Below are 26,368 nucleotides of genomic sequence, written 5' to 3' on the forward strand. Positions count from 1 at the left end.
GCCGCCGGGTGCTCAGCCCGGCGTGGGCCTGCCCTTGGGGCGGCGCAGGCCCGCTTCGGTGATCCTGCGGACCAGCTCCTTGGAGCCGATCTGCCGGGCTCCGGCCCGTACCGCGTCCTCGTAATGCGCTTCGGGTACGTCGTAGTGGTCGCGCTCGAAGGCGCGGGGCGGGCAGCCGATGGACGCCGCGAAGGCGTGCAGTTCGTCGAAGGACACATCGCTGACCAGGTGCGACCAGAGCCGCCCGTGCCCAGGCCAGTCCGGTGGGTCGATGTAGACGGTCACGGCCGCAGTATCCCGCCGAGCGCACCGACCGGGGCCACGGCGACCGTCGCCTTCGTGCAGACCCAGTGCGGGTCCGGGCCGAGCTCCGGCTCGACGTCGAGCGCGTGCGGGTCGCCCGCGTCGCAGACCGGGCAGAGCGGCCAGCGGCCGTACTGCTCCAGCAGCGCGTCCTGTACGTCCTGGGCGACGAGACCGACGACGAAGTCCACTCCCTCCGGCCACTGCTCGACCCACCAGCGCCGGTGCGTCACCGCGTCCTCGACCAGCGAGACGATCTGCGCCTCGGCGACGTCTCCGGCGGCGAGATCGGCCATGACCAGTGCGCGGGCAGTGTGCAGTGCCTGCTCCAGGGGGTTCAGCTCCATGCAGCCATTGTCCACCTGCGCGCCGCACGTCCGTCGCGCGCCGTCGTGCCCTCGTCCTGCCGTCGTCCTGCCGTCGTGCTGCGGTCGTGCTGCCGTCGCCCTGCCGTCCTGCCAGAGGTCGGGACCAAAGGGGGGTTGACGGACACGGGGGTTGAAAATATCTTTCAAAGGTGACCAATGACCTGAAGGAAAGTTTCAGCGCTGATTCGCCGCCCGCCCCGGCAGCCCTCGCGGCCAAGGTGCGGACACTCGCTCCGTCCATGACCCGCTCCATGCAGCGGGTCGCCGAGGCCGTCGCCGGCGACCCGGCCGGCTGCGCTGCCCTCACGGTCACCGGTCTCGCCGAGCTCACCGGCACCAGCGAGGCGACCGTGGTCCGCACCGCCCGCCTCCTCGGCTACCCCGGCTACCGCGACCTGCGCCTCGCGCTGGCCGGTCTCGCCGCCCACCAGCAGTCCGGCCGGGCGCCCGCCGTCACCGCGGACATAGCGGTGGACGACCCGATCGCCGACGTGGTCGCCAAGCTGGCCTACGACGAGCAGCAGACCCTCGCCGACACCGCGGCCGGGCTCGACACCGTGCAGCTCGGTGCCGCCGTGGCCGCGGCCGCCACCGCCCGCCGGATCGACATCTACGGCGTGGGCGCCTCCTCGCTCGTCGGCCAGGACCTGGCCCAGAAGCTGGCCCGTATCGGCCTGATCGCGCACTCCCACATGGACCCGCACCTCGCGGTGACCAACGCCGTGCAGCTGCGCTCCGGTGACGTGGCCATCGCGATCACCCACTCCGGTTCGACGGGCGACGTCATCGAGCCGCTGCGCGTCGCCTTCGACCGCGGCGCGACGACGATCGCGATCACGGGCCGCCCCGACGGCCCGGTCACGCAGTACGCCGACCACGTACTGACCACGTCCACGGCCCGCGAGAGCGAGCTGCGCCCGGCCGCCATGTCGAGCCGTACGAGCCAGCTCCTGGTCGTCGACTGCCTGTTCATAGGAGTCGCGCAGCGTACGTACGAGACGGCGGCCCCGGCCCTTGCCGCCTCCTACGAGGCGCTGGCCCACCGCCACAACCCCCGCACCCGCACCCGCTGACCAGCGGCACGCACCCGCACCCGCACCCGCACCCGCACCCGCAGAACCGTACGAGTTCAAGAAAGCAGAGCCGCTCTCCATGACCTCCCTCACCGACGCCGACGCCACCCCCGACGGATACGGCGAACTGCGCGCCCAGCTCGCCACCCTCACCACCGAGGCCTTCCGCCCCGAGCTCGCCGAGATCGATCAGCTGGCCACCTCCGAGATCGCCCGGATCATGAACGGCGAGGACCGGACCGTCCCGGCCGCCGTCGCCGAGCGGCTGCCCGAGATCTCCGCCGCGATCGACGCCACCGCGGCCCGCATGGCCCGCGGCGGCCGGCTGATCTACGCGGGCGCGGGCACCGCCGGCCGGCTCGGCGTGCTGGACGCCAGCGAGTGCCCGCCCACCTTCAACACCGACCCGGCAGACGTGATCGGTCTGATCGCGGGCGGCCCGTCCGCGATGGTCACCGCCGTCGAGGGCGCGGAGGACAGCAAGGAGCTGGCCGCCGCCGACCTCGACGCGCTGGGCCTCACCGCCGAGGACACCGTGGTCGGCATCTCCGCCTCCGGCCGCACGCCGTACGCGATCGGGGCCGTGGAGCACGCCCGCGCCAAGGGCGCCCTGACCATCGGCCTGTCCTGCAACGCGGACTCCGCGCTGGGCGCCGCCGCTGAGCACCCCCTGGAGGTCGTCGTCGGCCCCGAGCTGCTCACCGGCTCCACCCGGCTCAAGGCGGGCACGGCCCAGAAGCTCGTCCTCAACATGCTCTCGACGATCACGATGATCCGGCTCGGCAAGACGTACGGAAACCTCATGGTCGACGTCCGCGCCTCCAACGAGAAGCTCCGCGCCCGTTCCCGGCGGATCGTCTCGCTGGCCACCGGCGCCTCGGACGCCGAGATCGAGGCCGCGCTGGCCGCGACCGACGGCGAGGTGAAGAACGCCATCCTCACCATCCTCGGCCAGGTCGACGGTCCCACCGCCGCCACGCTGCTGTCCGCGTCGGACGGTCATCTCCGCGCCGCGCTCGCCGCCGCCCCCCGCACCACCTGACCCCTCGGCTCCACCTCCGCTCCCCCGCACAGCAAGGCACCACGCACCATGGCTACAGAAGACAAGAACCGCGCCACTGCCGCCGCGATCCTTCCGCTCGTCGGTGGCGCCGCGAACGTCAGCTCCATCGCCCACTGCATGACCCGGCTCCGGCTGGGTCTGCATGACCGCTCGCTCGTCCAGGACGAGGCACTGAAGGCCGTGCCCGCCGTCATGGGCGTGGTCGACGACGACACGTACCAGATCGTTCTCGGTCCCGGTACGGTCGCCCGCGTCACCCCCGAGTTCGAGAAGCTCGTCGAGGAGGGGAAGGCCGCAGCCCCTGCGTCCACCCCGGCCCCGGCAGCCGACCCGGGCGCCGCCCCGCTCACCGCGGAGGAACTGGCCGCGCAGGGCGCCGAGATGAGGGCGGCCCGGAAGGCGAAGAACGCCACGCCGTTCAAGCTGTTCCTGCGCCGGATCGCCAACATCTTCGTGCCGCTGATCCCGGCCCTGATCGGCTGCGGCATCATCGCGGGCCTCAACGGTCTGCTGGTCAACCTCGGCTGGCTGACGTCCGTCACCCCGGCCCTGGCTGCGATGGCGTCCGGTTTCATGGCGCTGATCGCGGTCTTCGTCGGCTACAACACGGCGAAGGAGTTCGGCGGCACGCCGATCCTCGGCGGTGCGGTCGCCGCCATCATCGTCTTCCCGGGCGTCGCGAACATCGAGGCGTTCGGCCAGAAGCTCTCCCCCGGCCAGGGCGGTGTCCTCGGCGCCCTGGGCGCGGCGGTGCTCGCGGTGTACGTGGAGAAGTGGTGCCGTCGCTGGGTCCCGGAGGCGCTGGACGTCCTGGTCACCCCGACGCTGACGGTCCTGATCTCCGGACTGGTGACGATCTTCGGCCTGATGTACGTGGCCGGTGAGGTCTCCACGGCGATCGGTACGTTCGCCGACTGGCTGCTGTCCAACGGCGGCGCGGGCGCGGGTCTCGTCCTCGGCGGCTTCTTCCTCCCGCTGGTCATGCTGGGCCTGCACCAGGCGCTGATCCCGATCCACACCACGCTGATCGAGCAGCAGGGCTACACCGTCCTGCTCCCGATCCTCGCCATGGCCGGTGCCGGCCAGGTCGGTGCGGCCATCGCGGTGTTCTTCCGCCTCCCGCGCAACGAGTCGATCCGCCGGACGATCAAGTCCGCCCTGCCCGCGGGCTTCCTGGGCGTCGGCGAGCCGCTGATCTACGGTGTCTCGCTGCCGCTGGGCCGCCCGTTCATCACGGCGTGCGTGGGCGGTGCGTTCGGCGGCGCGTTCGTCGGCTTCTTCAACCAGCTCGGCGACGCTGTGGGCTCCACCGCGATCGGCCCGTCCGGCTGGGCCCTGTTCCCGCTGCTGGACGGCAACCACGGCCTGGGCTCGACGATCGCGATCTACGCGGGCGGCCTGCTCGTCGGCTACCTGGCGGGCTTCGTCGCCACGTACTTCTTCGGCTTCAGCAAGGACCTGCTGGCGGAGTTCAACGTCTCCCAGGAACCGGCCGCCTCCCCGGTCGCGGCCACCGGCCCGGCCACGCCCGTGACCGGCACCCCCGGCCCGGACGCCACCGCGAAGGAACCTGCGGGGGTCTGACGGACCGCACGCGTCAACGTACCGAGAAGGGCGACACCGAAACGGGTGTCGCCCTTCTCGCTGCCCGGCAGGGGCCGAGCCGGGCGTACACCGCTCCACCCCGGAGCCACCGGCACCACCCACAGCGATCAATGCCTTACGGTTCGTGACGAACGGTCATGATCATCATGCCCGTCCTGCACCCCTGGAGATTTTCATGCGACACCTCTTCAGCAAGGCCGCGAGTCTCGCGGCCGTGGCGATGCTCGCGTTCACCGTGGCCCAGCCCGCCCAGGCCACCCAGAGCAGCGAAGGTGCCCAGCGCGACGCCGCCGTCGCGCCCGCGTACTTCGAGATGACCGACATCACGCGGGCCACGTTCATCGTGAAGCTGGTCAAGGAACCCGAGATCAACCACGCGCGGGACCTGGTGAGCGGCGCCACGGACAACGAGCCGCACGTCATCGGCCGGATCAAGAAGTACCCGGCCCCGTACAACCCGGGCTGGAGCTACCACTTCGACCCGGAGACGGTCCAGTTCTTCGACTACGCCTTCGAGGTCTGCGACGCGACGGTGCCGTACACCGAGGAGCACCTCGACGAGGCCGGCGGCCCCTTCCTGCCCGGCCTGATCTACTGCCCCTGGACCTCGAAGCTCGTCCGGGAAGTCCCGGCCCCGTAAGGCCGGTTGCGCAGCGCAAGGGCGGCACCCCTGACAGAGGGGTGCCGCCCTTCCCTGTTCACCGGTCAGAAGGGACCGGCTCAACGGACCTGCTGCCCGCCTGGACGGTGACGAGGGCGATCCCCCCGCAGCACACTGCCAGCAGCAGCAGTTCGGCAGCCGACGGGGCGGAGGCACTACCCAGGGCCCAGTCGCCGAGCCGGACGGTGAAGGGCACTGCCAGTTGCACGGCGGCCGTGAAGACCGGGCCGCGGAGCAGGATCAGCCGGTGCTGTACGAGGTAGGCGGGCGCGTAGACCGCGGCGCCCAGCAGCACGATGCCGCCGGTCGCGGCCAGGGTGGGCGGATGCGCGATGAGCGCGGGCAGGGACATCGGGAGCAGCAGACAGGTGGCTGCGGCGAGCAGCACGGGCAGCACGGCGAGCGGCGGCAGCCCGGACAGCCGGTCCCGGTACAGGAATCCGTACACCGCGAAGGCGACCGTCGCGGCCGCCACCAGCAGCAGCCCCACCGCGTCCACGTCCCCGGCGTCCGCACCCAGCGCCGCGTATCCGGCGGCTGCGGCGCAGGCCAGGAGCGCGCCCGCGGCCTTGAGCGGTCCGGACCGCTCCCCGAAGAACAGCGCACCGACCGCCACCGAGGCGCACGGCATCAGCGCGACGACGAGGTTGGTGAGCGAGGTGCCGATACGCGGGATGGCGAGGAGGGTGCCGGCCGCGTACCCGGCGAAGCCGAGGAGGCCAAGCAGCCACACGGTCCCCGGCCGGGCCGCTGCCCGCCGCAGGTCGGCCCGGCCGCTCGCGGACGAAGCGGCGACGACGGTCAGGACCAGGCAGCACACGGCGGTACGGCCCACCGCCACGGTCAGCGGTTCGGTGCCGGTGACGAGAGCCCCGGAGAGCAGCCAGGTCCCGGCGAGCAGCAGGACGAGCACGACCGGCATCGGTGGCCTTTCCTTGCGGAGGGAGGAGGGAGGGGATCAGCGGCTGTCCGGGGCGGGCCGGTCCCTGACCATCGCCACCAACGCCTCGTGCGTCTCCCGGTCCGCCGCCGCGATCAGCCCGCCCGCGCCGGTGTGCAGCGGCTGGCCGTGGATGCCCGTCACCACACAGCCGGCGGCTTCGCACAGCGCGATCCCGGCGGCGAAGTGCACACTGTCGCGCAGATCCCCGTCGGTGACGTACGCGGCCCTGCGGCCGGCGGCGACCCAGGCCACGGCCAGCGTGGTGGAGACGACGCGCGGCCTGAACCGCTCGGCGAACGCCGGGGCGGCGAGGAGGTGTACCGCCCGGAAATCCGGGGCGTTGGGGAACCGGGGGTCGAGGTTGACGTCGACCAGGCGGGAGCCGGGCGAGGGCGACAGCTCCTCGTCCATGCCGTCCTCACGGACGCGGGCGTACGCACCGTCGGTCCAGAACACCTCGCCGCCGAACGGGTCGGCGGACGCGGCCGCCGTGATGCCGGACCCCTCCCGCAGGGCGACGTTCACCGCGACCAGCATGTTCTGCACGGCGTAGTTCAGCGTGCCGCACAGCGGATCGACCAGCCACCTGCGCTCCGCGCCGTCCGTGCCCGTGTGTCCGATCTCCTCGCCGGTCACGGCGTCATCGGGGCGGGCTGTCCGCAGCACGTCGAGGATGGCCTTCTCCGCCGCGAGGTCCGCGGCCGTGGCGAAGTCACCGCCGGACTTCTCGACGCGAGGCAGCGAGGTCCCGTACATGCCGCGGACCACCGCCGCGCCCGCTTGTGCTGCTCTGACGGCCAGTTGCGCATCGGTTTCCGTGTTCATGCTCACCATGCCCGCAGGCTATCGGCGGCTCTCCCCGGCACGGTCCCGGACTGCCCCGCATCCTCATCGAGGCAGTTGTCCCTCGCGGTTGATCTCCGTGACCCGCGCCCGCAGAGCGAGTCCGGGCGGGGCCGGCCGGACGTAGTCGGGCGGACAGTCCCACTCCGCGCCGCCTCCGGGTGGCCGTAGCTGCACGTACGGGCCGGCCCATCCCATCACCCGGCCCACCCGGCCGTCCCGCACGTCGAGGGCGAACGACCCCCGCTCCGGCACGGGGACCTCCGGACCACCACAGCCGCCTTCACCCGCCATGTCCGGCCGCCTTCCCGCACCACGTCCTGTTCGGCTCCTTCATCTCCATGATCCATTCATTCCACGCTGTGTAACCAAAATGCGTACCGAGCGTGTCTATTCTTCGAGCGGCCAGGAGGAGCCGTAGGCCATCGGTGCGGCTACCGCACGGCGGCGGCGGCGACGGCGAACGGGGCGCTGCGACGCTCGGCCGCCGTCGGAGTGTCAGTGCTCGGCGGAGTGGGTGCGATTCCAGTCATGAAGGATGCCGTCCCAATCGTGCCGGGGAAGGGAATCGGTGCTGTCTGCGGCCCATCCATTGCTGTCCTGCCCGTACAGAACCTGGTACTGCGCGTACGGCGTGCCGCTCTGCCCGGAGGTGCCCGTCCCGTCGAAGGACGCAGACCAGGAATCGGCCGAGGGTGCTTGCGGGACGCGGTCGTTGGCCGGCGTGGACTGCGTGGCCATCCGTTCGCTCGCGGGGCGCCGGTGGCGCCCCCCATCGCGTCGCACCGGGGTGAGACGGCCTTCCGCGAACAGGCTCTGGGTCCGCGAGATTAATTGCGAAAGGCCGACGCCGAGCCGGGCCGCGAGCGTCGAGGCGTCGACGCCCCTGTTCCAGCCGTCCACGAGGAAGGAGTCCAGTGCGGGCGACCACTCCTGAACCGCTTCGGGCGCCGACAGTTGAGAGGAGACTCCCTCAACCCGGGGCAAGGGTCCGGGGGATTGCTCGGAGACGGGCCGCACCGGCGCGGGCCCGGCCGCTGAGGTGAAGCGGGAAACGCCCTCCCCGGAAGAGCTTTGCGCCTCCGGGCCCGAATCGGCTTTCCCGGGCTTCGGCAGGGTGAGCATCGACGCAGCGAGCGAGCGCGCAACATCCTTGCCCACGGTGCGCCGGGCCAGGCGCACCTCTCGCTCGGTCAGCCCCAACAAGTCGGCGACCGCAGTGTCGCTGCCCACCGTGACGGCGAAGGCGGCGAGCATCCTCGCGCGTTCGGTCTGAGTGCCGTCAAATGTCGACTGCGCCTCACGCACGCGGTCGTCCGCGCCGCAAAAAGCGTCAGCCAACACCGCGTGACGCTTCCACAATTCTCGTGATTCCACACATCATCCAACGCCGCCGCGACGAGTTGGATCCGAGTTTGCCCCAAAGGTCACCCAGTTAGCCCTGTTTGCCTATGTTCGGCCCTGTAGGCGCAACATGCGCAGCGTCTCTTCCGTCTCTTCATGGAAGTGCCGGTACGAGGTCAGACGGCGCCAGTCAGCGTCCAGAACGCCGGGGAGCGTGGCATCGCGCGCAGCCCAGATGCGCAGCAACTCCGTGTACAAAGGCGTCATTTCCGCTCCGCCACCACCCGGCCCCGCAGTCCCGTGCAACTGAAACGCCTCAGGGCCTGGGTTCGCGACGCGGGGGCCCGGCAGCCCCCCGGCCCTCCTGCGGTGATCACGGCCTTGCGGAATCGAAGGGGCGGAACCACTGCCTACTGCCGTTGGGCCGTCAGATGCGCTCATGGCCGTAGAAACGATTCTCTCCCTCAGTCGTCACTCGCGCGACGAGCTCGTGAAGCAATTCGACAGAAACCATCTCAGTCCGCAATAGAACGGAAGTGTCGCGAGGGGTGAGCAACTACGCCCCGCGCAAGCGGCCTTGGACCGGACAGGCGCCGCGCGCTGCGCATCGACACGGCCCGGGACCCCAGCCCCGGGCCGGATACGTACCGCCGGTCAGCCGACCCGGGTGAGCGTCCACTCGGGCGTGCCCTGGCCGCCGAGCGACGCACGGTCACCGCGCGGGGTGAGCGTGCCCATGGAAGGGATCTCGGTGAGGCTGAGGGCGACCGGTGCGCCGCCCTCGTCCGGACCGGCGATCGTCCACTGGTCGGGCGAGGAACCGCACGGGCTCAGGAACACCGGCGGCGGGAAGATCTTCACCGGCGACAGACCGAGGCAGCGCGACTCCTCCCGACCGCTGGCGAGTTGCACGGAACCGTTCGGCAGGTTGCGCACCTGCCAGACCGCGCCGCCGCCGCAAGGGCCGAGTTGACCGCCCACGTAACCCTCGTTGGTCAGCAGACAGGCACCGGTGCGCGCGTCCTGGATGAAGTAGGAGCCGTCGTCTGCGGCCTGGGACGGGGCGGCGAGGGCCACGACCGCGGCGGCGGACGCGGCGAGGGAAAGGATCGGGCGGATACGCACGGGACTCCTCGTACAGATGTGAGGGAGGGGAGTTCGGACCGGACGGCCCGCCTCACCAAGATCACAAACAATCGGGGTCCCACCCCGCCAAACCCACACCATCGGCCGGGGCGCACTCGCAGCAGATCGGCGCATTTGCGGCCGCCCCGCGCGCCCCCGCGCCGACGGCCCGGAGCCCGGGCCGCCGACGGTTCGGCGCGCGCCCCCGGGCAGCCGACGGTCCAGGGCCCGGGACTTGAGCCCCGGGCCCCTCCGCTCACCGCGACGAGCGCGTCAGCCGCCGACGTACGCCGCCAAGTGCTCGCCCGTGAGGGTGGAGCGGGCGTCGACGAGGTCCGCGGGCGTGCCCTCGAAGACGACCTTTCCGCCGTCGTGACCGGCACCCGGGCCGAGGTCGATGATCCAGTCGGCGTGCGCCATCACGGCCTGGTGGTGCTCGACGACGATGACGGACTTGCCGGAGTCGACGAGCCGGTCGAGCAGGCCGAGCAGCTGCTCGACATCGGCGAGATGCAGTCCGGTGGTCGGCTCGTCGAGGACGTAGACACCGCCCTTGTCGCCCATGTGGGTGGCCAGCTTGAGGCGTTGGCGCTCGCCGCCCGACAGCGTGGTGAGCGGCCGGCCGAGGCTGAGGTAGCCGAGGCCGACGTCGGCGAGCCGGTCCAGGACGCGGTGCGCGGCCGGCAGGTGCGCCTCGCCGGCGCCGAAGAACTCCTCCGCCTCGGCCACCGACATCGCGAGGACCTCGCTGATGTCACGGCCGCCGAGCTTGTACTCCAGCACCGCCGGCTGGAACCGCTTGCCCTCGCAGTCCTCGCACGGCGTGGCGACCCCGGCCATCATCGCCAGGTCCATGTAGATGACACCGGCGCCGTTGCATGTGGGGCAGGCGCCCTCGGAGTTGGCGCTGAACAGCGCCGGCTTCACGCCGTTCTCCTTGGCGAACGCCTTGCGGATCGGCTCCAGCAGTCCTGTGTACGTCGCCGGGTTGCTGCGCCGCGAACCGCGGATGGGGCTCTGGTCGATCGACACGACACCCTCCCCCGCCGGAATCGAGCCGTGCACGAGCGAGCTCTTCCCGGAGCCGGCGACGCCGGTGACGACGACGAGGACCCCGAGCGGGACGTCGACGTCGACCTTCCGCAGGTTGTTCGCCGTCGCGCCGCGGATCTCCAGCGCACCGGTGGCCTTGCGCACCGTGTCCTTGACGGTGGCCCGGTCGTCGAAGTGGCGGCCGGTGATCGTGTCGCTTGCCCGCAGCCCCTCGACGGTGCCCTCGAAGCAGATGGTGCCGCCGCCCGAACCGGCGGCAGGACCGAGGTCGACGACATGGTCGGCGATCACGATCGTCTCCGGCTTGTGCTCGACGACGAGCACCGTGTTGCCCTTGTCGCGCAGCCGCAGCAGCAGCTTGTTCATCCGCTGGATGTCGTGCGGGTGCAGGCCGATCGTGGGCTCGTCGAAGACATAGGTGACATCGGTGAGCGAGGAGCCGAGGTGGCGGATCATCTTGACGCGCTGCGCCTCACCGCCCGACAGCGTGCCCGCGGGCCGGTCGAGCGAGAGGTAGCCGAGGCCGATCTCCACGAACGAGTCGAGGGTCTGCTGCAGCGCGTCGAGCAGCGGCGCCACCGACGGCTCCTTGATGCCGCGCACCCATTCGGCGAGGTCCCTGATCTCCATCACGCACGCGTCGGCGATGCTGATCCGCTTGATCTTCGAGGAGCGGGCGCCCTCGCTCAGCCGCGTGCCGTCGCACTCGGGGCAGGTGGTGAACGTGACCGCGCGCTCCACGAACGCCCGGATGTGCGGCTGCATCGCCTCCTTGTCCTTGGACAGGAACGACTTCTGGATCTTGGGGATCAGCCCCTCGTAGGTGAGGTTGACGCCGTTGACCTTGACCTTGACCGGCTCCCCGTAGAGGAAGTCCCGCAGTTCCTTCTTGGTGTACTTGCGGATCGGCTTGTCCGGGTCGACGAAGCCGGACTGGGCGTAGACCTGCACCGTCCACTGGCTGTCCGACTTCCAGCCGGGGATGGTGAAGGCACCCTCGGAGAGCGACTTGGTGTCGTCGTAGAGCTGGCTGAGGTCGATGTCGGAGACCGACCCCCGTCCCTCGCAGCGCGTACACATGCCACCCGTGCGCTGGAAGGTCGCCTTCTCCGCCTTGGTCCTGTCGCCCCGCTCGACCGTGATCGCGCCGGTCGCCCGGACCGATGCGGTGTTGAACGAGTACGCGCTGGGCGGGCCGATGTGCGGCTTGCCGAGGCGGCTGAACAGGATGCGGAGCATCGCGTGGGCGTCGGTGGCGGTGCCTACCGTGGAGCGGGGGTCGGAGCCCATGCGCTGCTGGTCGACGCTGATCGCGGTGGTCAGCCCTTCGAGCACGTCGACCTCGGGCCGCGCCAGCGTGGGCATGAAGCCCTGCACGAAGGCGCTGTACGTCTCGTTGATCAGCCGCTGCGACTCCGCGGCGATCGTGCCGAACACGAGGGAGCTCTTGCCCGAGCCGGAGACGCCGGTGAAGACCGTCAGCCGGCGCTTCGGGATCTCGACACTGACGTCCTTGAGGTTGTTCACGCGCGCGCCGTGCACACGGATCAGATCGTGGCTGTCGCCCACATGCGGCGCAGCCGGCGCCGTGTCCGCCCTCTTGGCCCTGGTCATCGTGTCTCCATCCGTTGGCGGGGCCGCTCGCGCGGCCCCGTCGGCTTCGTACGGTTTACGGCTGTGGTCGCGGGACGGCTCAGCCCCGTTCCTGGACGCGGATCAGGTTGCCGGCGGGGTCGCGGACGGCGAAGTCGCGTACGCCGTATGGCTGCTCGGTCGGCTCCTGGACGATCTCTGAGGTACCGGCCTGCACCTTCTCGAAGGTGGCGTCGAGGTCGGCCGTGTCCAGGAGGACGCGGGCGAAGGTGCCCTTGGCCATCATCGCGACGACGGTGGCGCGCTCCTCGTCGGTGACGGAGGGATCGGCGTACGGCGGCTCCAGGACGATCGACGTACCGGGCTGACCGGCGGGGCCGACCGTGATCCAGCGCATCGCGCCCTGGCCGACGTCGTTGCGTACCTCGAATCCGAGGACGTCGCGGTAGAAGGCGAGTGAGGCGTCCGGGTCCTCGTGCGGAAGGAAGGTGGAGTGAATGTTGATGTCCATGTCCGTCACGCTAATCCCGCTTCTTGACCGGCGCTTCTCGATTCCTGACCGGTCGTGTCACCTGCTTCTCCAGACACGACGGCACCCCCGCCCCGGCCTGTTCCGCCTGCTCGGCCTGGAGCGCCTCGCGCCGGTAGACGCTGGGTGGCACCCCGACCAGTTCCGTGAAGCGGGTACTGAAGGTGCCCAGCGACGAGCAGCCGACCTCGAAGCAGATCTCGGTGACGCTGAGGTCGCCGCGGCGCAGCAGGGCCATCGCCCGCTCGATGCGCCGCGTCATGAGGTAGCCGTACGGGGGCTCGCCGTAGGCCCGCCGGAACTCCCGGCTGAGATGCCCGGCCGACATGTGGACGCCGCGCGCGAGGGCCTCGACGTCCAGCGGCTGCGCGTACTCCCTGTCTATGCGGTCACGGACGCGGCGGAGCCGCGCGAGATCGCTCAGGTGCTGTGCAGGGTCGGTTCTGCTGGTCACCTGTGAAAGCGTGCCACGTCGGGGCGCGGAATGCCCCCGCGTTGCCGCAAGGAGGTAACGGATCGCGCGGTGCCGCCCGCGCCCCGGGCCCCTTCTCCAGGGCCTCCCAGCGCGCCGCAGGCCCCCAAATCGTGGACTCGGGGGCCTGCGGCGGTTCGGAGACGGTCAGGACGGGTCGATCGTCGCCACGACCGTCCGGCGCATCGCGCTGAACGGTGCGGAGAAGCCGCCCCCTTCGAGCGCCGCAGTGCGGTCCGTGCCGTACTCGTCGAAGTTGAGCGAGACGATCTCGTCGGCCTTGTCACCGTTCAGGTCGGCGACGAAGACCTCCTTGCCGCCCAGGGCGTCAAGGTCCGACACGCTCGCCGGGTAGTTGCTCCCGGCGGTGAGGACGGACGGGCCGTAGGTACTCAGCCCGCCCTGCTGGCCCGAGACAATGATCCGCTGCCCGCCGGGGCCGGTCGCGAAGGCGGCCGTCTGCGAGTCAGGGAGCGTGTACATCCGCGAGTCCTGGCCGTCCGGCCCGTAGGTGCGCAGCGAAACGTTGCTCGCCATGATCAGGCCCTCGGGTCCGGTCAGCCAGTTGCCGAGCGACCAGGGGCCTCCCGCCGTGGCCTCGTGCAGCAGCTTTCCGGTGCGGCCGTCGCGGATCTGCACGACCGTGGTCAGGGCGCCCGTCGCGGGGACTCTGCTGAACGAGGTGAAGACGGCCGCGTGTCCGTCGGCGTACGGAATACCCGCGGAGGCGAACGTGCCCGCCTGGAGCGGAGCGCCGTAGAGCTTGCCGTCTGTTCCCGAGCCGGGCTCGGGGACGAACGACCAGTCGAGAGCGCCGTTCTTGCCACGCAGGGCGACACCGCCCACGTTGCTGGGCTCCATGCCGTCCGACACGCTGAGATGCGAGGCGTACTGGGCGTATACATGCCCGTCGGCGACCGACACGTCGGCGAACACGACGTCACCGGCCGAGGCCGGAGCGCTGTACTCCCAGAGCTTCTTGCCCTTGCCGTCGTAGACGCGCACCTTGTCGGTGGCGACGATGATCTCGGCCTTGCCGTCACCGTTGACGTCGGCGGCCGTGGCCGTGCGTACGAACTGGCCCTTGCCGCCGATCGTGGTGAGGACCTTGCCCGTACGGGAGTCGAGCACCACGGTCGCGGTGTCGGCGGCGACGATCGTCTCGTCCCGCTTGTCGCCGTTCACGTCGGCCTTCACGAGCGCGTGCACCTGGCCGGGCACGGTGGCCGTCCACAGCTGCTTCGGCTTCCCCGACACCATCGAGGGACCGTCGTAGGCGAAGACGCCGTTGGACACACCGCCGACGATCAGGTCCTGCTTCTTGTCGCCGGTGATGTCGGTGGCGACGGCCGAGTTGACCGCGGACCGCAGCGGGACGAGGCCCTTCTGCTTGCCGTCGCTCAGCCCGTAGGTCCGGACGTTCTCGTTGGTGTCGACCGTACGCAGGCGCCAGCTGCCGCCCTCGCGGAACGGCTGCGCCCACATCTGCGAGGTGACCAGGCCGCGCTGCTCCCAGCGCACCTCCCCGTCCTTGCCGGAAAGGACTGCGAGCCTGCCGTAGCGGCTCGCACCCCGGTTGTCGGCGGTCCCGTAGCCGGCGTCGTCCTTGTACGAGGCGACGACCTTGCCGTCGACGACCTCAAGGCCCCAGGCGCCGCCGCCGTCATGGGAGTTGGCCTCGTCACGCTTGACGGTGCGCGACCACAGCTCGCTGCCGTCGTCGCCGTTCAGCGCGCGCACGGTGTTGGCGTTGATGTACAGGGACGGGTCCAGCGTGGACTCGCTAACCGCGTACTCCGGCTTGGAGTTGCCCTGGATGTCACCGATGGCCAGGTCGAGCGGGAGTGCGTTGATCCGCCGGTCGACGGTGGTGCGGGCGCCGTCGGAGAGTACGTACGAGGCGACCTCGTAGGCGACGCCGTCGCTCGGATCCGACTGCTCCAGGGCGACGATGCAATTGCGGGCGGCGTCGTAGTGCAACTGCCGCGAGTAGAGGCGGTTCGTCTGCTCCCACTTGACGCTGCCGTCCGCGGTGTCCAGCACCAAGGTGTGGCCGGCTGGATCGGCGGTGGCGCTGACCTTGCGCTGGTCCCACGAGGCAGCGACCAGCCCCTTGCCCAGGGGCTCCAGGCTGGCCCACGCGGCTGCGGTGAACGCGCCCGCGTCATACGTCCAGGTGTCGGCTTGGGTGAGCGCGCCGTCGGCGTACGAGAAGCGGATGCCCGTCAGCGTGGTCTTCGAGTCCTTGGGCGCGTTCAGGTTCAGCGACGGCGAGTCCGCCACGAGCAGGGTCTTGCCGACCAGCTTGATGTTGTACGCACCGGTGTAGAGCTTGCTCCACAGCGTCTTGCCGGTGCTGCCGTCGAGGACCGTCACGAAGGTACCGGTCGGCAGCGTCGAACCGGGTGACGTGAACGGACGGTAGGGGTAGGAGCCGACGCTCGCGGTGAAGACCACGTCGTCCACGCCGTCGCCGGTCAGGTCACCGGTGGTGTAGCCGTTGTCGGACGACACGGTGAAGGGGCCGACCGCGTTGTAGCCCATGACGATGCGCGCCGGGTACGGCTCGGTCTGCCACGGACGGGCGTTCGTGACCTGCCAGTCCGTGTACAGCGAAGCGTTGTCGCGCCGCCACACCTCCTTGCCGTCGGCGGTGCGCCGCTGGACGGGGCCGAGCGCGTCCAGTGCGAAGTAGTCGCCGTTCGCACCCGCCACCGGGGCGGTCGCGACCATGCCTGTCCCGCCCTCCACGGACGACCTCGCTGTCACCTTCCAGGAGGCACCCACGTCGGTGGCCGCACCGTCGAGCGACGAACCGCTGCCGCCCGTCGCGCCCGTGGACGGCACCGTCGCCGCATCCTCGCGTGCGCCCGCCTTCTGCGGGTCGTACGCCTGGACCTCCGCATCGCGGTACGGGTTGAGCTGCGCATGTGCGGAGAGATCGGCGGTCTGGCTGTCCGTGAGGGTCAGGAGACCGCTGCTGTCGTCGGCGTCGGCGGCGAGCGCGCCCGGTGCGGCGCTCAGCACCAGTCCGGCGGCCACCAGCATGGAGGCGAGGCGCACGCCTCTTCGGTTGATGTTCCTCATCACGCGGCCTTCGGGGAGAAGCGGATCGCGGAGGCGTCCGAGAGGACGGACTCGTTGAAGGAGTACTGGAGGGCGTCCGTACCGGCCTGGTTCTCGACACCGATGGTGGCCGAGGAGCCCTTCTGCGACGCGTTGCTGCCGATCCCCTTGTACTGGAGGGTGATCGCGCCGGTCGCCTCGTCGAAGACGGCCTCGAAGGTGATCCGCACCGAAGTGTCGGAGACCAGTGCGGCGTTGTTCCAGACGATCGCGAACGTGCGCTTGCCGACGGTGCCCGTCGTGGTCGTCTGGACGCTGGACTTCTTGTCGAGCGTCAGGTCGTCCCAGAACGCGGCCACGATGCCGTTGGGCTGCGCGGCGGCCGGCAGTGCGGTGTTCGCGTAGTCACCGAGGCGCGGCGACAGGAAGTTCACCAGACCGTTGGTGGTGATGTTGGCGCTGGTGTACGCGACTCCGTAGTACGTCACGGGGAAGGGCAGGGCAACGGCCTTGGCGTTCTCGTCACCGCTCAGGGCGACCTTCGTCTTCCCGGTGACCCAGCTGTACGCGGCGGGCGCACAGGAGTACGTACCGGCGGCGTCGGTGCGCGGCGGCAGCGAGGCCTTGACGGTCTCGTTCCCGTCGACGGTGACCGCGCCGGTCCAGTTGCCGTTGCACAGCACCGGGGCGGCGGGGGTCACGGCGAGGCGGAAGGAGCCCTCGGCGACGGACGGGAAGGTGTACGTGCCGTCGGCGCCGGTGGTGACCGCGTCCAGCGGGGCGTCGGCGAACTTCACCGTGGCGCCCTTGAGCGGCTTGCCTGTGACGTCCAGGACCGTGCCGGAGACGGCGTGGTGGGCGACCGCGTCGAGCGCGAGGGGGAGGGACTCGGTCTCGCCGACGGCGATCGTCACCGAGTTGGTGCGGGACGCGAAGCCGTAGACGGTGGTGGTGAGCGTGTACGTACCGGCCGGCAGGTGCAGCTGGAAGGCACCGTCCGCGCCGGTGGTGACCGAGCGCTTCGTCTCGGCGTTCTGCGCGGTCACGGTGCCGGTCGCGGCCTTGCCGGTGGCCCGGTCGGTCAGGGTGCCCGTGACGGTGCCCGCGGTGTGCGGGGCGGCGTCGACGGAGGCCAGGATGTCCAGCTTTCCGCTGCCCCAGACGTTGTTCATCGCCGCGGTGCCGCCGCAGTGGGTGTCGTCGACGTCCGTCGAACCCTGGTCGAGCAGGGCGCGGGTCTCGTCGATCTTGCCGATGAGCGAGGGGGCCGCGGCCCACAGCAGGGCGACGGCGCCCGCGACGTGCGGGGTCGCCATCGACGTACCGGAGATGGACGAGTACCCGTTGCCCGGCCAGGTGGAGCGGACGTTGACGCCCGGAGCGGAGATGTTCGGCTTCATCGAGCCGTCGAAGACGGAGGGACCGAAGCCGGAGAAGGAAGCGATCTTCCCGTCGACGTCATAGGCGCCCACGCCGTAGGAGTCGGCCTGCGAGCCCGGTGCGTGGCCGGTCGAGCAGGTCGCGCCGTCGCCGTCGTTACCGGAGGCGAAGGCCTCGAAGATCCCGGCCGCGTTCCACGCCTTCACGATGTCCTGGTAGAAGTTCGTGTCACCGCCGCCCCAGGAGTTGTTGACGATGTCGGGTGCCAGCTCGGGCTTCGGGTTCTGCCCGTTGTGGTCGGTCGGCGCGAGGATCCACTGACCGGCGGCGAGGAGCGAGGAGTCCGAGCACTCCTTGGACTCGCAGCCCTTGGCGGCTATCCACTTGGCTCCGGGGGCGACGCCCACACCGCCCTGGCCGACCATGGTGCCCATGGTGTGGGTGCCGTGGCCGTTGTTGTCGCAGGGGGCCTCGGTGGTGCACTGGCCGGTCGGGTCGTACCAGTTGTAGTCGTGGCTGAAGGTGCCGTTGCCCAGGTTGCCCCGGTAGTTCCCCACCAGCGCCGGGTGGTCGTACTGCACACCCGAGTCGACGTTGGCGATGACGATCCCGTCACCGCGGTCGTCGTACTGGTCCCAGACCTGGTCCGCCTTGATGTCCTTGACGCCCCACTCCGGGGTGACGTCGGTGGCACCGGAGTCGGCGTCGGTCGTCGTGCCCGGCGTCGAGGACGACTCCAGCTCGTCGAGCGCGTAGCGCTGCTCCTTGACGATGCTCGCCACATCGGACCGCTGGGCCAGCTCGTCCACGAGCTGCCGGTCGCCCGTCACCTTGACGGCGTTGGCGATCCAGAACGACTCGTGCCCGATCTTCTTCCTGTCGAGGAAGGACGCCAGGGACTTCTGCGAGGTGCCGGCCTCGGCCCGCAGCGCGGAGAAGGCCGACTTCGCCTTGTCCTTGTGCGCGCGCTTGCCCTTGGCGGCGGTCAGGTCGGCCCGCTGCTTCATGACGACGAAGAAGGTCGACTCCTTGCCCTTGCCGACGGCGGCACGGAGAGCGGAGTCGACCTTGGCGGCCGGGGCGGGGGTCGCGGTGGATCCGGCGCCGGTGGCGGCGATCGCGGACGGCGCCGTACCGAGCACGGCCAGGGCCGTGAACGCGGTCGCCGCCCATGCGACGCCGCGGCGCCGGGGACTTCTGGGTGGGTACATGAAGAGGAGCTCCTACCGGGAGAGGTGCGCTGCAACCCGGCCGGACCTCCGGAGACCGGGGGTGGTCACCGCAAGCACGGCCAGGTTGGTGCGAGAACCTATGAGGAGCCCGTTACTGAGGAATTACTGGCCGCCCGCGGCACCCTGGAGCGGGTACCGCGGGCGGCCGGTCGTACGTCACCGTGCGCGCGTCACCACGCACCCGGCGCGGGCGGCGGGACGACCGCGGGCCGGTCGTCGCAGGTGATCGTGTTCGGCAGCAGCCAGGGGGCGAGCCAGTCGCCGTCGTTGCCCCCCAGGTCCGCGAGGGAGAACTCCGATCCGGTCGCGGGGAAATTGAACGACCCGCAGTTGTTGACGCCGACGGCACCGACGTTGCGCGCGTCCACGTTCTCGAAGGTCGCGCCACCCGCAGCGCGGGCGCTCAGCACCGAGGTGCCCGTACCGTCGACCCTGATGTCCTTGAAGTGGACGCCCTTGATCTCGTACTGGTCCTTCACCGCCCAGTCGGAGACGAGCATGATCGCGTTGTAGGTGCTGTCGAGGTAGTGGTCACCGGTGACCCGGATGTCGGCGCCGTCGATGCTCTTGTCCAGGGCGAAGATCCAGAGCGCGCCGAGACCGATGTTCCAGTTCAGCTCGTACGTACCGGCGCGCACCGTCGTGTTGTCGTCGAGGTTCAGCTTCCCGGTGAACGGCTCGGCGCCGAAGCGGGAGCCGATGTGCAGGGCGCTGCCCTCGCGGACCGGGTCGGCGACCAGATTGTCCGAGACGGTGGTGTCGGTGCCGCCGTAGATCGCGATGCCGTTGGCGAGGACCGGGGTCTGGACGGTGTTGTGGTCGAAGGTGTTGCGGGCGTTCGCGGTCTTCTCCGACCACATGGCCAGACCGTCGTCGCCCGAGTTGCGTACGAAGGTGTTCGTCACCCGTGAATCGGTCACGCCTGTATGAAAGTTGAGGGCGTCGGCGATCTGGTCGACGATGGTGTTGTCGCTGATCCGCAGGTTCTTCATCGGGCCGTCGAACCACATGCCGACCTTGGTGTGGCTGATGTGCAGGCCCTCGATCTTCGAATCGCTCATCGCGCCGCCGATGCCGTTGACCTGGTCGGTGTCGATGCGTTCGCGTACGTCGCCCTCGATGGCGAAGCCGGACAGGTGGACGTTGCGGCTGCCGCCGTCGGCCGCGTCCTTGCCGTAGAAGCCGACGCCGGTGTGGGTCGAGCCGTCCGGAGCCGGGCTGCCGAGCACGGTCTCCCGGCCCTTGATCTTCGTGTACCAACTGCCCGCGCCGGTGATCGTGACGTCGTCGACGACGATGTGCCGGTCGACCCGGTAGGTACCCGGCGGGATGTACACCGTGAGGTGGGTGCGCCGGGCGAAGGCCATGGCCTTCTCGATCGCGCCCGCCGCGTCGCGTCGGCCAGTCGGATCGGCGCCGAAGGCAAGGACGTTGGCGGCGAGCAGCTCGACGTGCGGCCGGCCGACGAGCTCCGAGTCCAGCAGGTCGACGACTGTCCACGCGGCCCGGCTCCCGGCCGGGACGGTGAGCCGTACGGTGTCGCCCGCGCGGTATGTCCGGCCAAGCAGGAGACGCTGCTCGTCGTAGAAGTGGCTGGGCCGGAAGGGCTTCGCAATGGCCGGGGCGGGGGTCGTGGCGGCGGGCACGCAGGAGCACTCGGTGATCCACCAGTCGGGGTGGAGCAGCCCGGCGTCGGGGTCGTTGGAGAACGGGTACTGGTTGTACAACCAGGAGTACTGCGAGGTCAGCGTCATCGTGGAGCGCTTCTTGCCGTTCACCGCGACGTCCAGCGGCGCCGTGATCCCGCCGCCGCCCGGCGCGTCCGGAATGCTGTAGCGCACGGTGATCGCGTTGGCCGCGGCCGGGAGCGTGAACTCGACGTGCTCGCCCGGTTCCAGCCGGACCGCCTTACGGCCGGACGCCTCGGCGGGGAGCGTGTACGCGGTGCGGTCCGGGCCGATGACCGTGCCGTCGGTGGCCGCGTTCTCGGCCTCCTGCTCGGCGAACGCCACCTTCGCGCCCCGGCCCGCGACGAGCGCCGGGTCGAGGGCGGCACGGGTGACGACGGGGGCCGGGGCGGCGGCGGGGCGGGCGCCTGCGGGCGCACCCGCCAGCACTCCGAGGCCGACGGCGGCCGCGGTCATGGAGGCAACCGTGGCCGCGTACAGCCCTGTTCGGCGCGGTCTTCGCGCCCTCGCTCCGACATCGGTGATCTTCCGTGACATCGCAGGCCCGTTTCTCTGAGGAGGGGTGAACGACCGGGACGTCCGGTGGGGCGGCCGCCGGGAAGGTGAGGCGACAGTAGGACTCGCACGTCCCGCCCCACAAGACTCCTGCAAGGAGATTTCTCACCCTTGCCGCATAACTGCGTTCCCTCATCAGGTTTTTGCGCGACTGGACTACAACGTTGCAGGAGTTCGGCGTGAGAGTCCTCGCCCCGGGCCGGAGGGCACGTTGTCCGTCGACTGTGAGCTCACCCGCGGCCGCACCACAGGGGACGGAGCCGTTCGTGGAGTCCTCGTCGGCCAACGGCTCCCTTCGGGTAGTGGCGGCGCAGGTTGGCGGCGAGGACACGGTCGAGCGTGCGGTCGGACAGCATGGGGCCCAGGCGCATGATCAGGGCGGCATCCCGGCCGGCGGTGTAGCGGGTGCGCGGTCTGCGCGCCGTCACGGCGCTCGCGATGACCCGGGCGGCGGCGTCGGCGGTCAGGCCTGAAGCAGTGCCCGAGGTCATCAACTTGTTGTTCGCCCGGACCAGGCTGCCGTAGCGCTCGCCCTGCTCCGGCGTCATCTGCGCAGCCAGGTGGTTCGCCGTCTCGACCCCGCGGGCACCCCTCTCAAACTCATGTCGTTCTCGGATGCACCACCGCTCGCATACGTGGACGGGCTGGGCATCGGCAGGTTGGAGGACGATCCGGCCACCGTCCGCCAGTACGAGCTGACTTACGATCTGGTGATGGCCAGCGCGGTGTCACCCGCAGCGTCTCTGGCCTTGATCGAGTCGGTGGCGGAGGAATACGCGCATGAAGCTGAGCGGTTCTGACTACGACCTGACCACGGCGATCTGGCGCAAGTCCACCTACAGCGGCGGGAGCGGCGGCGACTGCCTCGAAGTCCTCGACGGCGTCCCCGAGATCGTCCCCGTCCGCGACTCCAAGGTGACCGACGGCCCGGCGCTGGTGTTCCGCGCGGCGGCCTGGTCGGCCTTCACGGCAAGCCTCAAGCGCGGGTGATCGGACGCTCTTGAGTCGTCCCCAACACTCAGGTGAACTGCACCTACTCCGGCGGTACGAAGGCCAGGATGGTCGTCGACAGGAAGACGTCCGGATCCTGCACGATCAACGGTGACTCCGGTGGTGGCGGCGACAGCGACGGGTTGTTCGACCCGTGCCGACTGCACTTCACCGACATCGGATTGGCCAACAGTGCCTTCCCCGGCACCGTAGCGAGGTGGTGACATGCGCCGTGCCCTTCTCACGCTGATGCTGGCGGCATCCCTGACCGGATGTTCGTCCCTCGGCGACGACACACCGTGCACCAAAATCGGCGCGGACTCGCAGGTCTCCGCCGTGTGGCAGCCCGCCGACTTCGGCGGCCGGGACGAGGCACGAATCCGGCTGTGCGTGGACGACACCTGCGAGGAGCGGACATCGGGCAGTCCCGACGATCCGTTCGCCTCGCTGTCGGTCCGGCTCCCCGACGACGTCGGTGCGTCCACCGTGCCGGTGCGGCTCACCGTGACCTCCGCGAAGAGCGGTGACGCGGTGGTCGAGGACAGCACCCGGGCCACGCTGAAGGAACAGCACCCCAACGGCACGTCCTGCCCGCCGACCGCGTGGACGGCAACATTCCGCGCCCATCCCGACAAGGGCCTCACCTCACCCGCGGGCATGAAGCTCCAGTAAGCCAGTGAGCCCGTAAGCGCTCGGGGGAGGGGCGCTTCGCGTCGTCTCCCCACCGCCTCGTCGGCTGGTCTGTCAGGGACATGGGGGCGAAGTAGGCGCGACGGATGCTCCCGGGGCGGCCTCGCGGGCACGGATGCGCGCCCATTTCGCTCTCAACTCCGGTTTGAGCGGAGGACGCGGAGGACGCGGAGGACTTGGGGCGAGGTCCGTAAGCGGCGTACCCGCGATCGTCTCCGCCGAGCAGGCCCGGACCGGCACGGATCACACCCCGGGGCTCAAGCGTCGAGATCCGAGCGCTCTTTCAGCGGAATGGGTGGAGGGATTGATTCCCACCCACCCTCCCTACCTGGCGGGTTGACTTTTTGCGAGCGACTTGCGACGGAGGGTAGCGACGCTCTAGCGTCAGCCGGGACACGACGGCCCCCGCCGGTGCGCAAACACCGAGCAGGGGCCTGACCACGACGATCGAAGAAGGCCCGATCTCATGGCTGCCAGCCAGCTTAGTGCCGCCCCTTTCCCCGCGCCCGGCCCCGTACCCACGCACGACCACCCGATGGCGAACCCCGGATACGGCAAGCGTTCGGCCCCGGACCAACGCCCCCGCACCGGCCGCGACTTCACTCATCTCCTCCCCCGCGACGCCGCCATCGCCGCCTACATCGACGGGCTGCGCGACGGCGCCGACATCTCCGTGAAGATGCTCGCGAAGGTGCTGCCGTACGGGCAGTGCGCGCTGCGGACCAGCCTGAACCGGCTCCAGGAGGCAGGGCATCTGCGCCGGGGCAGCGAATGCATCGCGACCGAGGATGCGCTGCTCTGGGTGACGCGTACGTTTTTCTCCCGTACCGCGCGCGAGGACGAGTGGTGGGCGGCGTACACGCGGGGCGACGTACCGCAGGAAACCCAACGGCCCACCCGTTCCAGGTCGTACATCCTGCTTGCCGCACTCGGGGAAGCCGCGCCCACGCTGCCGCTGTCCGACGCGGACTGCGTGGGGCTGGAACCTCAGGTCAACGAATGGTTCGAGCGTGGCTCCACCGAGGCCGAGATCATGTGCGCACTGACCCAGGGACTTCCGGCACCGATCTACAGTCCCTTCCACTTCGTCCGCACGAGGCTGCTCGACAAGATGCCGCCCGCACGCATCACCCCCGTCCGCACGGTCGTCCTGCGGACCCTGGAATGCCGCGAGTGCCGCGCCCCCGGCAGCCCCGAGGCGATGCGGGGCGGCATCTGCGGAGCATGCCGCGGCAAGCCCGACGACACACCCAGGGGCCCGGCGGGCGCCGTGCCCGTGCAGGGCGTACGGGCACGGATGAGCGCGGTGCGTGCGGGGCTGATGCCCCGGGAGGAGCGCCCTCAGCGGCGGTCCCTGTCATCGAAGCCCCCCATGGAGGACAAGGCATGACCATTCCCGAACCGGTGACGATCCGTGGGGACGGCGGGTTGGACGTACTGGTCGTCCCCTCCTCTTCCGTCACCGACCCCCGCCTGTCCGCCGCCGACGTCGGTGTCTACATGCGCTGTCAGTGGCTTTCGCTCATCTGCGGCCGGTACGGCGATCTCGACTGGCTGATCACCGAACTCGGCATGCCGGAGGCCGAGACCCGCGACTCCGTCCGGCGTCTCGTCAAGTTCGGCCACCTCCAACCGGCCAGTGCCGCCGAGGTCGCGTCGCATGCTTCGCATGGCATGCGCGACAGCGTCCGCGCAGCCATCGAGAAGACGGCCGACGACCTCCTGCCGGCCGAACGTGCAGCGGTCGCCCGGTTCGCCGATCTCGTGGACCGGCACCACACACAGGTGGATGCGGTGTACGAAGCGGAACGGAAGCGCTGGCTGACCGGCTTCTAGCGCAGGCATCCGCCCGCCGGAGCGTCGGAAGCGGCTGCACCGCCCACCACGGTCAACGCGGCTGACGCAGTCCCGCGACCAGGAGGGCGACCAGTCGGCGCGCGTCGTAACGGGGGTCGCTGTCGGCCCCGATGCAGAGGTTTCCGATGCCGCGCATGAGCTGGTAGGCGTCGAGGTCGGAGCCGATCTCGCCGGAGGCGGTGGCAGCGTCGAGGAGCCGGTCGCACACCGGCAGGAGGCGATCGACGAAGTAGGCGTGGAGTGCCCCGAAGTCGGCGTTGCCGTTCTGCAGCGCGGCGGCGAGGCCGTGCTTGGTGACCAGGAAGTCGACGAAGAGGTCGAGCCACCGTTCCAGTGCGGCGTGCGGAGTGGGGGCGGACGCCAGCAGGGCCGGACCGGCCTCGGCACATGCCTCGACCTGGTGCCGGTAGACGGCGATGACGAGATCCGCCCGCGTCGGGAAGTGGCGGTAGATCGTGGCCGTCCCGACGCCGGCCTCGGCCGCGATGTCGCGTACCGGCGCCTCCACACCCGACGTGACGAAGACGGCGGCGGCCGCGTCGAGCAGCGCCTTCTTGTTGCGCCGGGCGTCCGCCCGTTTGGGCGGGGTCGCGCGCCCTGCACCCCGGTCTCCTTCAGCCACCGCGCCATTCCCTCCATTGCCCGCCTTGTTAAACGGGACAGCGTTCCGTATCGTCAAACGGGACAAGGTTCCGTTTGCTCATGATGTCAGAGCAAGGGGCCGGCAGCCAAGCCACGGCTGGGTTCGGCCACACCTCACCCGCTATGGAGGAACACGGTCATGCACTACCGCACCCTGGGCAGCACCGGTGTACAGGTCAGCTCCCTCGCGCTCGGCGCGATGAACTTCGGCAGGACGGGGCGCACCCCCCAGGACGAGGTCACCGCCCTCGTCGACGCCGCTCTCGAAAACGGCATCAACCTCATCGACACCGCCGACGTGTACAGCGGCGGCGAGTCGGAGGAGCTGGTCGGCAAGGCCATCGCCGGCCGCCGCGACGACATCGTGCTGGCCACGAAGGCGGGCCTGCCGATGGGCGATGAGCCCAACCACCAGGGCAGTTCGCGACGCTGGCTGATCACCGAGCTGGAGAACAGCCTGCGCCGCCTCGGTGTCGACCACGTCGACCTGTACCAGATCCACCGGTGGGACCCGCGCACCAGTGACGAGGAGACGCTGTCGGCACTGACCGACCTGCAACGGGCGGGAAAGATCCGCTACTTCGGCTCCTCGACGTTCCCCGCGTACCGCATCGCCCAGGCCCAGTCGGCCGCTCGCGAGTACCGCCTGGGCCGGTACGTCACCGAACAGCCGAGTTACTCGATCCTGCAGCGCGGAATCGAGAGCCACGTGCTGCCCGTGGCCGAGCAGTACCGGCTCGGTGTGCTGGTGTGGAGCCCGCTGGCTTCGGGCTGGCTGTCGGGCGCGATCCGTGAGGGACAGGCCGTCACCACCAACCGCTCGGCGTTCATGCCGCAACGCTTCGACACCGCCGTCCCCGCCAACCAAGCCAGGCTCGATGCCGTCGAGCAGTTGGCCGAGGTCGCCGACGAGGCCGGCCTGACTCTGATCCAGCTCGCGCTCGGATTCGTGACCGCGCATCCCGCCGTGACCAGCGCGCTCATCGGCCCCCGCACACTGGACCACCTCCACTCACAGCTCGCCGCCGCCGACACCGCGCTCTCCGCCGATGTGCTGGACGCGATCGACGCGATCGTCGCTCCCGGCACCGACCTGGCCCCGCAGGAGAAGCACGACACTCCGCCCGCGCTGCTCGACCCGGCGCTGCGGCGCCGCTGACCGCCGGTGGCGCCGCCCATCTGATCGCCTACGGGGATACCCCCCCGTTACCGTTTTCGTGGCTCCGCAATGGGGCCTCCGGCCTTCGGGTCCGGCATGACTTCCCCCCCTTGTTGTTGATGATCCGGGGGGTG

25 protein-coding genes and 1 pseudogene are annotated in these 26,368 nt (G+C 70.3%); 11 read left to right on the forward strand and 15 right to left on the reverse strand.

What is annotated here, in order from left to right; genetic code table 11:
• Nucleotides 1-12: 12 nt before the first annotated feature.
• Nucleotides 13-285: a DUF4031 domain-containing protein gene (locus ACIOEW_RS13605; RefSeq protein ID WP_401963791.1), complete on the reverse strand. Its 273-nt coding sequence runs from the start codon at nt 283-285 to the stop codon at nt 13-15.
• Complete coding sequence (locus ACIOEW_RS13610; protein ID WP_401963793.1) at nt 282-650, reverse strand: hypothetical protein; 369 nt, start codon at nt 648-650, stop codon at nt 282-284. Before ACIOEW_RS13610 ends, ACIOEW_RS13605 begins: the two co-directional genes overlap by 4 nt.
• Before the next feature lie 170 nt (nt 651-820).
• Here ACIOEW_RS13610 and ACIOEW_RS13615 point away from each other — a divergent pair, with 170 nt between their 5' ends.
• The 4 genes from ACIOEW_RS13615 to ACIOEW_RS13630 all read left to right on the forward strand — a co-directional run bounded on the left by ACIOEW_RS13615 (nt 821) and on the right by ACIOEW_RS13630 (nt 5,052).
• Nucleotides 821-1,744, forward strand: coding sequence for a MurR/RpiR family transcriptional regulator (locus ACIOEW_RS13615; RefSeq protein WP_350994385.1), 924 nt, complete (start codon nt 821-823; stop codon nt 1,742-1,744).
• 79 nt (nt 1,745-1,823) lie between these two features.
• Entirely contained in the window at nt 1,824-2,786 is a 963-nt protein-coding gene (murQ, locus tag ACIOEW_RS13620) for an N-acetylmuramic acid 6-phosphate etherase (RefSeq protein ID WP_362543693.1), read from the forward strand.
• 48 nt (nt 2,787-2,834) lie between these two features.
• The gene (locus ACIOEW_RS13625; protein ID WP_401963794.1) at nt 2,835-4,391 is read left to right on the forward strand and encodes a PTS transporter subunit EIIC; all 1,557 of its coding nucleotides are present in this window, start codon (nt 2,835-2,837) and stop codon (nt 4,389-4,391) included.
• Nucleotides 4,392-4,587: 196 nt separating this feature from the next.
• Nucleotides 4,588-5,052 carry a calmodulin-binding protein gene (locus ACIOEW_RS13630; RefSeq protein WP_401963795.1) on the forward strand — a complete coding sequence of 155 codons (465 nt, stop codon included), beginning with the start codon at nt 4,588-4,590 and terminating at the stop codon, nt 5,050-5,052.
• Nucleotides 5,053-5,110: 58 nt separating this feature from the next.
• Here ACIOEW_RS13630 and ACIOEW_RS13635 read toward each other — a convergent pair whose 3' ends face one another.
• The 12 genes from ACIOEW_RS13635 to ACIOEW_RS13690 form a co-directional block, all read right to left on the reverse strand.
• Complete coding sequence (locus ACIOEW_RS13635; RefSeq protein ID WP_401963797.1) at nt 5,111-5,995, reverse strand: EamA family transporter; 885 nt, start codon at nt 5,993-5,995, stop codon at nt 5,111-5,113.
• A 36-nt stretch (nt 5,996-6,031) separates the two neighbouring features.
• Complete coding sequence (locus ACIOEW_RS13640) at nt 6,032-6,850, reverse strand: inositol monophosphatase family protein (RefSeq protein WP_401963799.1); 819 nt, start codon at nt 6,848-6,850, stop codon at nt 6,032-6,034.
• A 54-nt stretch (nt 6,851-6,904) separates the two neighbouring features.
• A complete protein-coding gene (locus ACIOEW_RS13645) occupies nt 6,905-7,153 on the reverse strand; it encodes a hypothetical protein (protein WP_401963801.1) in 249 nt (82 codons plus the stop codon).
• Nucleotides 7,154-7,357: 204 nt separating this feature from the next.
• Nucleotides 7,358-8,203, reverse strand: a complete 846-nt coding sequence (locus ACIOEW_RS13650) for a hypothetical protein (RefSeq protein ID WP_362543677.1) — start codon at nt 8,201-8,203, stop codon at nt 7,358-7,360.
• Between the two features lie 654 nt (nt 8,204-8,857).
• Nucleotides 8,858-9,328 (reverse strand): hypothetical protein, encoded by a 471-nt coding sequence (locus tag ACIOEW_RS13655; RefSeq protein ID WP_401963802.1) that lies wholly within the window; start codon nt 9,326-9,328, stop codon nt 8,858-8,860.
• Between the two features lie 273 nt (nt 9,329-9,601).
• Nucleotides 9,602-11,995: an ATP-binding cassette domain-containing protein gene (locus ACIOEW_RS13660; RefSeq protein ID WP_401963803.1), complete on the reverse strand. Its 2,394-nt coding sequence runs from the start codon at nt 11,993-11,995 to the stop codon at nt 9,602-9,604.
• A 79-nt stretch (nt 11,996-12,074) separates the two neighbouring features.
• Nucleotides 12,075-12,485 carry a VOC family protein gene (locus ACIOEW_RS13665; protein ID WP_401963805.1) on the reverse strand — a complete coding sequence of 137 codons (411 nt, stop codon included), beginning with the start codon at nt 12,483-12,485 and terminating at the stop codon, nt 12,075-12,077.
• Nucleotides 12,486-12,495: 10 nt separating this feature from the next.
• Entirely contained in the window at nt 12,496-12,957 is a 462-nt protein-coding gene (locus tag ACIOEW_RS13670; RefSeq protein WP_362543665.1) for a helix-turn-helix transcriptional regulator, read from the reverse strand.
• 165 nt (nt 12,958-13,122) lie between these two features.
• Nucleotides 13,123-16,062: an FG-GAP-like repeat-containing protein gene (locus ACIOEW_RS13675; RefSeq protein ID WP_401963806.1), complete on the reverse strand. Its 2,940-nt coding sequence runs from the start codon at nt 16,060-16,062 to the stop codon at nt 13,123-13,125.
• Nucleotides 16,062-18,632 (reverse strand): S8 family serine peptidase, encoded by a 2,571-nt coding sequence (locus ACIOEW_RS13680; protein WP_401963807.1) that lies wholly within the window; start codon nt 18,630-18,632, stop codon nt 16,062-16,064. The genes ACIOEW_RS13675 and ACIOEW_RS13680 overlap by 1 nt, the downstream gene beginning before the upstream one ends.
• Before the next feature lie 191 nt (nt 18,633-18,823).
• Nucleotides 18,824-20,797 carry a glycosyl hydrolase family 28-related protein gene (locus tag ACIOEW_RS13685; protein ID WP_401963808.1) on the reverse strand — a complete coding sequence of 658 codons (1,974 nt, stop codon included), beginning with the start codon at nt 20,795-20,797 and terminating at the stop codon, nt 18,824-18,826.
• 329 nt (nt 20,798-21,126) lie between these two features.
• A complete protein-coding gene (locus ACIOEW_RS13690) occupies nt 21,127-21,444 on the reverse strand; it encodes a hypothetical protein (protein ID WP_401963809.1) in 318 nt (105 codons plus the stop codon).
• Between the two features lie 42 nt (nt 21,445-21,486).
• On the opposite strand from ACIOEW_RS13690, the pseudogene ACIOEW_RS13695 reads away from it, so the two are divergent.
• The 6 genes and pseudogenes from ACIOEW_RS13695 to ACIOEW_RS13720 form a co-directional block, all read left to right on the forward strand.
• A pseudogene (locus tag ACIOEW_RS13695) lies at nt 21,487-21,696 on the forward strand (Scr1 family TA system antitoxin-like transcriptional regulator); the annotation flags it as partial.
• Nucleotides 21,677-21,886: a DUF397 domain-containing protein gene (locus tag ACIOEW_RS13700; RefSeq protein ID WP_362543654.1), complete on the forward strand. Its 210-nt coding sequence runs from the start codon at nt 21,677-21,679 to the stop codon at nt 21,884-21,886. The pseudogene ACIOEW_RS13695 and the gene ACIOEW_RS13700, both read left to right, overlap by 20 nt.
• Before the next feature lie 32 nt (nt 21,887-21,918).
• Entirely contained in the window at nt 21,919-22,110 is a 192-nt protein-coding gene (locus tag ACIOEW_RS13705) for a hypothetical protein (RefSeq protein ID WP_362543651.1), read from the forward strand.
• Nucleotide 22,111: 1 nt separating this feature from the next.
• The gene (locus ACIOEW_RS13710; RefSeq protein ID WP_401963811.1) at nt 22,112-22,558 is read left to right on the forward strand and encodes a hypothetical protein; all 447 of its coding nucleotides are present in this window, start codon (nt 22,112-22,114) and stop codon (nt 22,556-22,558) included.
• Nucleotides 22,559-23,042: 484 nt separating this feature from the next.
• A complete protein-coding gene (locus ACIOEW_RS13715) occupies nt 23,043-23,966 on the forward strand; it encodes a hypothetical protein (RefSeq protein WP_401963813.1) in 924 nt (307 codons plus the stop codon).
• Nucleotides 23,963-24,412: a hypothetical protein gene (locus tag ACIOEW_RS13720; RefSeq protein WP_362543642.1), complete on the forward strand. Its 450-nt coding sequence runs from the start codon at nt 23,963-23,965 to the stop codon at nt 24,410-24,412. Before ACIOEW_RS13715 ends, ACIOEW_RS13720 begins: the two co-directional genes overlap by 4 nt.
• A 52-nt stretch (nt 24,413-24,464) precedes the next feature.
• Here ACIOEW_RS13720 and ACIOEW_RS13725 read toward each other — a convergent pair whose 3' ends face one another.
• Entirely contained in the window at nt 24,465-25,055 is a 591-nt protein-coding gene (locus ACIOEW_RS13725; RefSeq protein WP_401963815.1) for a TetR/AcrR family transcriptional regulator, read from the reverse strand.
• 159 nt (nt 25,056-25,214) lie between these two features.
• Here ACIOEW_RS13725 and ACIOEW_RS13730 point away from each other — a divergent pair, with 159 nt between their 5' ends.
• Nucleotides 25,215-26,234, forward strand: coding sequence for an aldo/keto reductase (locus ACIOEW_RS13730; protein WP_401963817.1), 1,020 nt, complete (start codon nt 25,215-25,217; stop codon nt 26,232-26,234).
• The last annotated feature ends 134 nt before the right edge of the window (nt 26,235-26,368 follow it).

Origin of the sequence: Streptomyces sp. NPDC087901, from assembly GCF_044742205.1 — a bacterium.
Lineage (GTDB): Bacteria > Actinomycetota > Actinomycetes > Streptomycetales > Streptomycetaceae > Streptomyces.